Annotated in this window: 6 protein-coding genes; 5 read left to right on the forward strand and 1 reads right to left on the reverse strand. The window is 41.2% G+C overall.

The window, feature by feature from the left end:
- Nucleotides 1-32: 32 nt before the first annotated feature.
- Nucleotides 33-617, reverse strand: coding sequence for a GNAT family N-acetyltransferase (locus LREU_RS00245; RefSeq protein ID WP_011953359.1), 585 nt, complete (start codon nucleotides 615-617; stop codon nucleotides 33-35).
- A 139-nt stretch (nucleotides 618-756) separates the two neighbouring features.
- On the opposite strand from LREU_RS00245, the gene cls reads away from it, so the two are divergent.
- The 5 genes from cls to LREU_RS00270 all read left to right on the forward strand — a co-directional run bounded on the left by cls (nucleotide 757) and on the right by LREU_RS00270 (nucleotide 12487).
- The gene (gene cls / locus LREU_RS00250) at nucleotides 757-2220 is read left to right on the forward strand and encodes a cardiolipin synthase (protein WP_003669563.1); all 1464 of its coding nucleotides are present in this window, start codon (nucleotides 757-759) and stop codon (nucleotides 2218-2220) included.
- Between the two features lie 128 nt (nucleotides 2221-2348).
- Nucleotides 2349-6131 carry a PD-(D/E)XK nuclease family protein gene (locus tag LREU_RS00255; RefSeq protein WP_003669564.1) on the forward strand — a complete coding sequence of 1261 codons (3783 nt, stop codon included), beginning with the start codon at nucleotides 2349-2351 and terminating at the stop codon, nucleotides 6129-6131.
- A complete protein-coding gene (gene addA / locus LREU_RS00260) occupies nucleotides 6131-10309 on the forward strand; it encodes a helicase-exonuclease AddAB subunit AddA (RefSeq protein WP_003669565.1) in 4179 nt (1392 codons plus the stop codon). Before LREU_RS00255 ends, addA begins: the two co-directional genes overlap by 1 nt.
- Nucleotides 10310-11245 carry a LacI family DNA-binding transcriptional regulator gene (locus LREU_RS00265; protein ID WP_003669567.1) on the forward strand — a complete coding sequence of 312 codons (936 nt, stop codon included), beginning with the start codon at nucleotides 10310-10312 and terminating at the stop codon, nucleotides 11243-11245.
- A gap of 63 nt (nucleotides 11246-11308) precedes the next feature.
- Complete coding sequence (locus tag LREU_RS00270) at nucleotides 11309-12487, forward strand: acetyl-CoA C-acetyltransferase (RefSeq protein WP_003669568.1); 1179 nt, start codon at nucleotides 11309-11311, stop codon at nucleotides 12485-12487.
- Nucleotides 12488-12584: the final 97 nt, after the last annotated feature.

Consider the following 12584-nt stretch of genomic DNA (forward strand, 5'->3'; position numbering starts at 1 on the left):
TGTTGTTTAAAAATGTCATTTCTTTGTGCGTCCTATAGCTTATCAATCAATGGTTGCATAAAATTATTATTGATTCGAGTAAGCTTATGATGGCTTCCTAAGTTTAGTTCATAGGCTAATCGCTCGGGATCATTTTGGTCATTAACTTTAATGATTCCTCGTCTTTTAAAGTTGAAATTTTCGACAATGTGTTGCATCGCTTTATTGTTGCGGTGAGTGTCGATCCGGAAATTCTTAATTCCTTGCATTTGGCCAACTGTTAGCAAGTTAGAAAAGAGCAATTTACTAAGTCCTTGTCCGCGATAATTACTGCTGATGGCAACCCGGTGAATGGTAGCGTAAGGTTCATCTGGTTGTTGCCACTGTCCCTGTGTAATGTTACGATAAGTCGGTTCTGGGGTGAGCTGAAGGGTCGCAGTTGCCGCTACTTTATTACCATTAATTAATACCCAGTTTGTTTGCGTTGCAATATCTTGAGCAAAAGTTTCTCGATTTGGATAACCGTTTTGCCATTGCGGACTGCCATTTTTCTTTAGAAGGTTCTTTGCATCATCAATTATCTTCATGATTGCCGCTAAGTCTTGGGCCTGGGCGCGGCGCAAATATATTTCTGCCATTAGTATCCTCCCTTGATTAATAATATTTCTATTGTACGACATTTAGCCTTATTCAGCGGAGAAAATAGGCGAGATTATATTTCAGAAAGAAGTGGTTTGCGTTAGAATGAAAAGCAATGAGATGAATGGAGGATAAGCGATGGCATTAACATGGACAATTATTTGGTGGTGTTTGCTACTGGTTATTCTCGTCAATGAAATTGCAGCCATTTATACTGTTTTCCGTGAAAAACGAGATATTGCCGCAACTTGGGCATGGCTGTTAGTGTTAATGCTGATTCCTGGGATTGGTTTTATTCTATATGCTTTCTTTGGGCGAAAATTACCGCATAAACAATTAGCCCGAATAAAATCACAAACGCAGCTAAAATTAAAACAAGCACTAGAAAAGCAGAAGCAGCAATTCATCAATATGCCGAAGCCCAAAGACCAAACCGTCCAGATTTATCGACGGACCATCATGCTTTTTCAAAGTATTGATGACTCGTTTTTGACGCGGCACAATACTGTTAATATTTTTACAAATGGTAATGTGCTTTTTAAGCAAATGTTTGATGATATTGCAGCTGCGAAAAAGAGTATCCATATTGAGTTTTATACAATTTATAATGATCAAATTGGTAATGAATTACGAACTCTGCTTGAACAAAAGGCGGCTGAGGGAGTAGAGGTGCGAGTTCTTTACGATTCATGGGGATCAATGGGAGTCTGGCCAAGTTTCTATGATCATTTACGGGAAGTCGGTGGTTATGCAGCCCCGTTTCTGATGTCCCGAAGTAATTTCTTTGATTTTCGGATAAACTACCGGGACCACCGGAAAATTGTTGTTCTTGATGGTGAAATTGGGTATGTTGGTGGTTTTAATGTTGGGGACCAATACCTAGGACGCGTTCCTAAATTTGGTCCATGGCGTGATACCCATCTTCGAATTGTCGGCGGTGGCGTTTATGGTCTTCAGCGACGGTTTATTGGCGACTGGAATGCATCAATGAAGAAGGATAAAGATAAGATTGTGCATTACCATCCTTACTTTCAACCAATTAGAGTTCATGGGGATGTTGCATTGCAGACTGTCTCTAGCGGTCCTGAAGCGCCATTGGAAAAAATTAAAATGGGGTATTTACGGCTAATTAATGCAGCGCAAGATCATATTTGGATTCAAACTCCTTACCTGATCCCCGACGATAGTATTTTGGATGCATTAAAAGTAGCGGCTCATTCAGGAATCGATGTACGGATAATGATTCCGTCAATGCCTGACCATGCCTTTGTATATCGAGCAACGCAGTATTATGCTCGTGAGCTTGCTAATCATGGTGTAACAATTTATTACTATCAAAAGGGTTTCCTTCACGCCAAAACAATGATGATTGATGGTCGGATGGCTTCTGTTGGATCTGCTAACCTTGACTTTCGGAGTTTTAAATTAAACTTCGAAATTAATGCCTTTATTTATAATCAAAATACAGTAGACGATCTTGAGCAGATTTTTGTTAATGATATTCGTGAATGCCGGGTAATTACACCTGCAATGTTTGCTGAGCAACCGCGCTGGTTAAGAGTTAAGCAAACGGTGTCACGTCTGCTGTCTCCAATTTTATAATGATAGAGGGAGCGAGCCAGAAGTCACGAGTGGCTTCTGGCTCGTTCCCGTTTTTTAGCTAAAGAATATATGTTCGTTTTATGATAAAATTAGAGGAGCAATTTAAGCGATAGAAAGGATTAAAGATTATGGGAACACTGGGATTTGTTTTAGGAACAGCAGCGATGGATCATCAGCAAGTATTGATTGATCAATTAGTTGACCAGGTAAAGAATACACCTGCTGATGACACCTTTTATTATTTGGTGCCCAACCATATTAAGTTTGAAACTGAAATTAATGTTCTTGCTGGTCTTCGTGATCGCCAAGGACTTAGTGGGAGTGATCGGTTCGCCTCTTCACGCGTACAGGTACTTTCATTTAGCCGGCTTGCTTGGTACCTTTTACGAGATACTCCAGCTTTTCAAAAACAACACCTTTCTAAAATTGGGATGGCGATGCTAACTTCTCAAGTTGTTCAAGAACAGGCAAGTGATCTCCGTTTATATGCGAGCGAAGTAAAACAACCTGGCTTTATTCAAAAGATGACAGCTCAGCTTGAAGAATTAAAAAATGCCAACATAACCGCCGATGACTTAACTGATATTATTTACCGGGTGAAGTCCGCGAATGATCCAGCAGCTAATCAGGCGTGGCTCGCTAAAATGTATGATGTTGAAACTATATATCATGCTTATGAAGCCCGGTTGCGTGACCGGTACATTGGTAATAGTGAGTTATACCGGCAATTAGTGTCTTACCTTCAAAAATCACCAGAAGTCGCTAAGATGCACTTCTTTATTGACCGTTTTGCTCAGTTTACTGCAAATGAACAACAAGTAGTTGATGCATTAATTACTAATGCCGCATCGACAACTATTTCTTTAACCCTTGATCGTGGATACCCAGACCAGAATCATCCAAATCCCCAGGAACTTCCTCCTAAAAATAATTTATTCTATTCCTCCGCGATGCAATTTCACCGTTTGTGGAAATTTGGTCAAATGCATCAAAAAGAAGTGAAGGTTTTGCAAAATGTAGCGTTTGCGACAACTCCTCGTGTTGATGCGGAATTACAACAAGTTGATTCGTATTTTAAGCGTTATGCAAGTGAACCAATTGGCCCCGGCGAGCGAGAAGAGCTTCTTGATCCCCAAAACATTCAATTTATGACAACCACTAATCGGATGACTGAATTAAATAATGTGGCTACCCAGATTCGCCAATTAGTTGCTAGTGGTAAATATCGTTATCGTGACTTCCTTATCCTTAGTCGCCACCTTGACGGCTATCAAACAATGATTGAACCGGTTTTTGCGGCACATAATATTCCAGTTTTTAATGATCATGAACGCTTGATGGATAATCATCCGCTAGTAACGCTCCTCACAACATTATTAGAATTACCGCAGCGAGGCTATCGAACAGCAGATATCATCCAATTGCTGAAGACATGGTTACTTGTTCCACGGACAGGCACTGGTGATCTGATGGGGCTAAGTGATTTCCAAGCAGCAGTTTTTACTACTGAGAATTGGTGCCTTAAGCAGGCAATTGAGGGAAAAAATGCTTGGACAACTAATGATCCAGAAAAGATTAAGCAATTATGGCAGGCGCCCGGAACGAACCTGACAGATCCAAAGTATGAACAGTCACGTTTAGAAAAATTAAATGACCAGTTAGCCCTTGTAAAAGATTTTGTTGCAAACCACTTACTGCCAGTTTTCGACCAGTTTAAACAAGCACAAACAGGACAAGAACTTGCCACTGCGTTATACCAGTTCTTAGCTGCCATGGGAGTTACAGACCGGTTATATGCTTGGCAGCAATACCAGAGTACCCGAGATTTAGATCTCGCGCGCCAACCACAACAAGTCTGGACTACCTTTTGCCAAATTCTCCAAGAATATGTGGAAATCTTGGGCCAACAAGAACTACGAGATGGAACTAATGAGGTCCTTGCAGATTTCAGTGAATTGCTCCAGGCAGGTTTTGCGGCGGCCCAGTATTCTCAGATTCCGGCAACGTTAGACCAAGTGGTAGTCTCTGAAACTGGAATTGTCCAAAGTGAAAACCGAAAAGTAGTTTTTATGATTGGGTCAACTGATGATGTGATGCCTGAGATGCAAGAAAGTGATAGTTTGCTAACGGACCAAGATAAGGATATTTTGAGTGCTTATCTTGATGAAGATTTCCAATACCTTCCTGGAACGGCAATTGACCAACTGATTGATGAGCCATTTGTCCACTATACTGGCTTTATGAACGCTAAGGAACAGTTGATTTTCTCGGCACCGCAATCAGATAGTGATGATAAGGAACTCAGTATATCGCCATATATGCACGATATGGCTCGCTACTTTGGTCAACCGGTTCGTGAATATCCATTAGCTACTAGCAAGGCCGGACAAGACAATGCTATTGATTTTGTTAGTGCCCCGCTTGCAACAATAAACCGGTTAGTTGAAGTTAGCCGACAAATTCGTGATGAGCAAGGGGTTGGCATTGATCGTCAACCGGTCATGCCTGTTGGATGGCAAACAGTTGCTGAATCGTTGGTTAAGTTAGCTAAGCAATGGCAACAATCAGCGGATGCTAAGGTTCAAGCAGAAGGAATATCACTAGGTCAGCGTCTATCTTTAGTTGCTGCTGGTTTCCATTATCAAAATAAGATTGATTCCCTGGGAAATAAATTGGCTCAGGCACTTTATCTCCGGGCAGCTCCAGATGATGAGCGCGGGCGGGTATTATATGCCTCGATTTCGCAGTTGCAAGATTTTTATATTAATCAGTACGAATATTTCCTTAAGTATGGCTTGAGGTTGCAAAAACGAGATGAGTTAACCTTATCTAATGACCGTATCGGTACCTTCTTCCATAAAGCAATGGAGACTTTTGTTACAACAATTCGAGAAAATAATTTGTCATTTGCAGACCTTGCCCACAAAGATAATCAGATGCAACGTGACCAGCTGATTGACCATGCATTAGTTACAGCGCAAGAGAATCAGCCAACTTTATTGCGTCTCATTAATTCTTCAGCCCAAGCCCAATTCCAATATCAGCAATTAACCGCCATTGTTAAAACAATGTTAATTACATTATGCCGCCAAGCTGAATATACCGGCTCGCAGCCAGTAAAAACCGAAGTTCAGTTTGGAAGAATTGGTAACCAACAGCCGGGCAACCTTGGTTCTCTTGATTATCCGCTTAAAGATAATCATCATATTTATCTGCGGGGACGAATTGACCGAATCGATAATCTTAAGCAAGGAAACAATAATTTCTTGACGGTCGTTGACTATAAGTCGAGTAATCATCTTTTTGACCTCACTTCGGCTTATTATGGACTCTCTCTCCAACTTTTAACCTATCTTAACGGGTTACAGGCAAACTTAACTGAATTGGAAACGAATAATCCTCGACTGGCAGGGGCATTATATCTTCGTTTGAATAATCCGACAATTAAGGCTGCTGAGTTAAAGAAAAGTTCCCTTGATGATTTGAAATTAAAAGAGCACCAATACAAGGGAATCCTCTTGAATGATCCACAATTATTGCGGGAGTTAGATAAGAGCTTAGATAAACAAGCATTCTTATACCCACTTAAGGAATATAAGAATGGAAAAATCAAAGCTAATAAAGAAGCGCTTCTCGTTACTCCGCAGCAACTTGATTGGCTGCAAAACATGAATAAGGAACTTGTAATTAATGCGGGTAATCAAATTTTGAGTGGTGACTTGAAACTGAATCCTTACCGGTTATTAACTGGAAGCAACCGCCGCACAGGACTTGATTATAGTGACTTTTTAGATGTATTTCAGTTTGATAATATGCTTGACCAGCAAAACTACCGCGACTTAAATCCTAATTTAGCAAAAGAAGCATTTGATAATGTAGTCCAAGACGATGATGAGGAGGATAAGAAGTAATGGCTGGATTTAAACCAACGCCTGCTCAATCCAAGGCGATTAATGACCGTGGCGAAAATATCCTAGTTTCAGCTTCCGCGGGATCAGGAAAAACGGCTGTGCTAGTAAATCGGACAATTGAATTGATTAAAGAAGGGCAAAGCATTGATCGAATGCTGCTCGTAACATTTACGGATGCAGCAGCAAAGAATATGCGGGATAAAATCAGGGCAGCCTTGCAGAAAATAGTACAAGATTCCGCTAATCCCAAAGATTTACGTGACCGGATGAGTAATCAAATTAACCGGCTTGCGGCTGCAGATATCAGTACAATTCATGCTTTTTGTTTAAAGTTAATAAAGCGCTACTACTACTTAATTGATCTTGACCCACAATTTCGGCTTTTAACTGATGAAACGGAGCGATTATTACTTCAAGAAGATGTCTGGCATGAAGTTAGCGAAGAATTATATAGAAATGCTGAAGAAAAAGTTTCGGGAAAAGCTTCCTTTAGCGAACTAGTCCTCAACTTTTCTAGTGATCGTGATGACCAAGGACTCGACGACTTGATTTTACGATTATATGAAATTGCTAATGCCCAGCCTGACCCCGAAAAGTGGCTCCAAAAATTACCAGATAATTATGATTTAGGGTCGGGCTCACTATTAGAATCTAATTTTTATCAACAACAGCTAAAGCCCCTAGTCATCGAAAAGCTCAATCAGTTCATTCAAGATTATCGTGAATTAGTAACAAGAGCTAGTGATAACGGACTAGACCAAGCAGCCGAGGTTATTAAGAGTGATGAAGAGTTGATGCACCAACTTCTTTCTTCACTAGGGGGGATTACCGTCAGTGATGTTTGTCAAATGATGGCGCAGCAAAAGTTTGGTAGTTTTCGGGGACGACCAGCGGCAGATGATCCACGGATTGATGTATTTAAAGACATTCAAAAGCAGCGTAATCAGCTAAAGAAGCAGTGGGAACAAATGGTTAGTACTTACTTGGGAAAGCAGGAAGCACAGGAACCAATTGCAAAAGAAGAGCTGCTAACTGAGCTAACGACTTTCAGTGATCAATTTACAGACTTGTTAAGCAAAGCAACGGAAAGTCAATTAGACGCTAAAACTGTTGATTCATTGCAAAAAGACCAGCAGATGATGCAGGAGCTTTTAGACTTATTGCAGCCACCTACTTGGAATACTATTCGGGACCTATTTGCTAATGCTAAATTTGCACGAATGGGTGGTAAACCGAAAGACGATGAGCTAGCTGAGGAAGTATATAAATCACTAGGAAGTGCTCGCACAGGGATAAAAAAGCAATTTGATCAGTTAGTCGATCGCTTCTTTAATTACCGTGAAGACCAATTTCGATTAATTTCAACGCATGCCCAGGAACTTTTACGCGAATTGAGCGCGGTAACGATTAATTTCCGTCGGCGATACCAACAAACTAAGCTGAATCGGCATGTCCTTGAATTTAGTGACTTGGAGCACTACGCGTACGCCATTTTAACGCCACCAGACGACCAGCCAAACTGGCAAACCCTTGTCAAAGATCTGCAAAATCATTATCAGGAAATTATGATTGATGAATATCAGGATACGAACCGTCTTCAGGAAAGTATTTTGATGAAATTGACATCTCCTGAACGCAAGAACCTATTTATGGTGGGGGATGTTAAGCAATCGATTTACCGCTTCCGTGAAGCTGATCCAACATTATTTCTCGGGAAATATCAAAACTATCGTCAAGGCAGCGACGGGGAAGCGATTGTTCTGGGAGAAAATTTCCGGTCGATGACTAATGTAACGAGCTTTACCAATATTCTTTTCGAACAACTCATGGATAGGGAAGTTGGTGAAATTGATTACGATGAAGATGCCCATTTAAAATATGCGGCAACTTATTACGAAGAAAATCAAGATAATAAGGTTCACCCAACAGAAGTGTTACTGTATGACGCTAATGCCCTTGATCCAGAAAAAGAAGATGTTGAACATGAGGATGATAAATTAGCTGGAGAATTTCGGATGATCGGGATGCGAATTAAGCAGATGGTCGAAAATCAAGAGTTAATTTTTCATCCAGAAGATGGGCAGATGCATCCAATTCAGTACGGTGATATTGTTTTGCTTGAGCGGACAAAGGCAATTAATAATTCATTGATGGAAGAGTTTAATAAACTTAATATTCCATTGACAGTTCACGATGTTGAAAGCTATTTTCAAGCTACTGAAGTGCGAGTAATGATGTCCTTGTTGAAGATAATTGATAATCCACAACAGGATATTCCATTAGTTGCGGTTTTACGGTCACCGATTGTCGGGTTAACTAATCAAGAATTAGCTTTTATCCGTCTTCAGAATCGATCTGTCGATTACTACGCCGCCTTGCAAACATTCATGAGTAATTACCAGCGAAAGGCTCTTCGCCATCAATCGCTTCTTACTTCTGAACAGGTAAATGCCCTTTATGAAAAAGCAGATCACTTCTTAGGTTTGCTTCGTGTCTTTCGACAAACAGCTCAGCAACAAACCCTTGTTGACTTGATTTGGCAGATCTATGACCAAACAGGTTACCTTGATTATGTCGGAGCAATGCCAGGAGGCCACCAACGACAAGCAAACCTTCATGCCCTTTACCAACGTGCGCACTCCTATGAACAAAGCAGTTTTAAGGGCCTTTACCAATTTATTCGCTTTATTGAGAAAATGCAGGAACATGATAAAGATTTAGGAGTAGCACCGACACAGTTAACTGCAAATACGGTTAATGTTATGACAATTCACGGAAGCAAAGGTCTTCAATTCCCCGTGGTCTTTCTAATTGATGCCACGCATGGTTTTAACAAAGGAGCAGCTCGTGAAAATGCAGTTGTCGATGCTGTTGCCGGGGTAGGAATTCGTTACATGGATGATCAACGGGTCATTTATGATACGCCACAACGACAAGCAGTGATTGAAGAAATCCAGCGCGGCGAACGGGCAGAAGATCTTCGAGTTCTCTATGTTGCACTGACCCGTGCGGAACAACGATTAGTTATTACGGGATCCTTTAATGAAGAAATGCGGACACAAAGTCTTGCTGGGTCATGGCAGCGGTGGCAAAAAGCTTATCAGAGTAAGAATTTACTAATTGGCCCGCAGCCACGGATCACTGCAAATTCATTTATGGACTGGGTCGGCCTTGCCCTGGCTCGTTATCCAGAATTCAACGCGCAACAATTGAGTCGTGGAAATGTCACGTTAGAAGAAAGCACACTTGCTGATACTAAAGTTACTGGTTTGGCGGCTGATCCTCACTTTACTGCAAAAACATATACCGCACTTGATGTTAGCGATGGATTGGCAAAAATTGGGCAAAATGCTAGTGCTAATGTAACGGAAAAGAACAATACAGTCGCAACTGATGCTTCTGAACAAAAGATTGAGCAAATTTTGCGCTATCGTTACCCCCATCTTGTCGCTACTAAAACAACTGCTTACCAATCTGTTACAGATGTAAAACGAGTCTTTGAAGATCCTGATACACGTGATATGGCGCGGTGGGATTATGATCAACAACAAAAGGTAAAGACACAAGGGATTTATTTAAATAATAACTTTGATGTCCCGGCTTTCATCCAACAGACTACTCATGAACCAGTAGCAACAGAAATTGGAACAGCAACTCACCTTGTTTTCCAAAAACTTCCGCTTGATGAAGGCCTGATTAACGTTGAATTTGTTGATCAAGAAATTCAAAAATTGGTAGGAGAAAAATTGATCAATCCAGTTGTGGCAGCACGGATCAATCGTGAGGGAATAGTGGCCTTTTATCAGACCGCTGTTGGTCAGAAGATCTTAAAGCATCCCGCAGATTATCATCGCGAAGTACCCTTCTCAATGATTATGAATGGTCATGAATTATTTAAAGGGGTAAATGTTAGCGATGATGAGCGTATTTTAATTCACGGAATCATTGATGGCTACTTAAGAACTGACGAGGGAATTATTCTAGTTGACTATAAGAACGATCACCTTAATAAAGATTACCGCGACTTTGATCTGGCACGGATAAAGGACCGCTACCGGGGACAATTAGAGCTCTACAAAGAAGCTTTGAACCTAATGGAAGGGATTCCAGTTGTCCAAATGGGGCTTTACCTGTTAGAATTAGGAGAGTTCGTGTTATTTACAAAAGAGGGTGATTAGTTGGCGACAATTAAAGATATTGCACAAAAAGCAGGGGTATCGGTTTCGACTGCTTCTCGAGCTTTAAACCATAATCCACGAATTAGTGAAAAAACACGACAACGAATAGCGACGATTGCTAAAGAGTTGGGCTATCAACCAAATTACAATGCACAGAACCTAACACGGGGCGAATCAAACATGGTTGGAATTATTTTTCCGGTAACCAGTGATACAGCACCTGCCAACCCTTTCCATATTGACCTGTTACGGGGAATTAGCATGGCATTAAAGCCGATTCACTATGAAATGGTTGTGGCAATTGCGCCAACTACGACCGACCTTTTACAAAGCGTAAAATCGATGGTCGAACAGTCGAAGGTGCATAACTTTTTAGTACTTTATACGGTTAAGGATGATCCCATTACTAATTACCTGCGCCAAAATAACCTTAATTTTGTGGTAATCGGTCACCCGGATAAGGTCCAAGATCGCTTTGTCGACAATGATAACGTAGCGGCAGGGCAAGCGGCGACTGATTATCTGATGGATCATCAGGAGGTCAGTCACCCCGTCTTTCTTCAATCTGCAAGTAATTGGGCATTTGAACAAGATAGGCATCAAGGTTATGAGCAGAGTATGCAAAATCATCAACTTCCTGCTCTTAGCTGGCGATATTCACCAACGGGGACCGCAGTTAAAGATTTTATTAAACAACATCCGCAAATCGATTCAATTGTTTGTGTTGATGACTTGTTACTGGTACGATTAATACGGCAACTACAAGAATTTAATTTACCAACTATTTGTTTTAACAATAGTCGGTTGATGGGGATGTTAATTAATCAAGAAGAAAAGGTTGACTTACAACCCCGCAAATTGGGTCAGCAAGCGGTCGAATTGCTTTTTAATCCAGAAGAGCAGTATCGGATTGTTGATTTTAAAATAAATAGTTGATAGAAAGGACCACGGAATTATTTGCCACGGTCCTCTCTTATTTTTACATGGAGGGAAATCGGAATGGAGAAGGTTTACATTGTTGCTGCTCAGCGAACACCAATCGGTAAGTTTAACGGTCAGTTAGCTTCAAAGTCTGCAGTTGAATTAGGAGCGATTGCAATTAAAGCGGCTGTTGAAAAGGCAAAGCTCAGCGAAAACGATATTGACCAAGTGTTAATGGGGAATGTTATTCAAGCAGGAACGGGACAAAATCCAGCGCGTCAAGCATCAATGGCCGCTGGATTAGGTGAGCAGGTTCCGGCAATAACGATTAATGACGTCTGTGCGTCGGGAATGTCCAGTGTTGACCTGGCAGCAAGTTTGATTCGCGCAGGACAGGCTAATGTAATTGTTGCCGGGGGGATGGAAAGTATGTCCCAAGCTCCATATGTTCTTCCTAAGGCACGGAATGGCTATCGATTTGGGAATGGAACCTTGCTTGATGCGATGCAAAGTGATGCATTAAATGATGTTTATGGCGGTTATCCGATGGGAATTACTGCTGAAAATATCAATGATAAGTATCAGATTACTCGTCACCAACAAGACGAATTTGCTTTGATGAGCCACCAACGTGCGGTAAAGGCTCAAAAAGCAGGCTATTTCGATTCAGAAATTGTACCAGTTGAAGTTAAGCAGAAACGAACAACAGTGACTGTAACTGTTGACGAAGCTCCACGACCAGATACTTCACTAGCGGCTTTAGCAAAATTAAAACCAGCTTTTAAATCTGACGGAAGTGTGACTGCAGGGAATGCCTCGGGAATTAATGATGGTGGAGCTGCCTTGGTTCTTGCTTCTGAAAGTGCAGTCAACCGATTAGGATTAACTCCATTGGCTGAGTGGCAAGGATCTGCAGTTGTTGGTCTTGATCCAGCATTGATGGGTTTGGGACCATATTATGCAATCAAGAAGCTCTTAAAAAATCAGCAGCTGTCGGCAGATGACGTAGATACTTACGAAATTAATGAGGCGTTTGCGACCCAAGCCCTTGTCTGTCAGAACTTGCTTCATCTTGATCCTAGGGCTGTCAATCCTTGGGGTGGGGCAATTGCATTAGGCCATCCTGTTGGGTGTTCAGGAGCACGAATTATCGTCACGATGATTAGTGAAATGCATAGGGATAATCATGAACTCGGCATTGCTTCGCTGTGTGTCGGGGGCGGAATGGGTGAAGCGGTTCTGCTTAAGAAAATTTAGTACCAAGAATAACTTTCATCGTAAAAGGCAAGTAATTGAGGAAACTTGAAGTTTTTCTCTATTACTTGCCTTCTTTATTTTATTAAGCTAAATATGT

Origin of the sequence: Limosilactobacillus reuteri subsp. reuteri, from assembly GCF_000016825.1 — a bacterium.
GTDB lineage: Bacteria > Bacillota > Bacilli > Lactobacillales > Lactobacillaceae > Limosilactobacillus > Limosilactobacillus reuteri.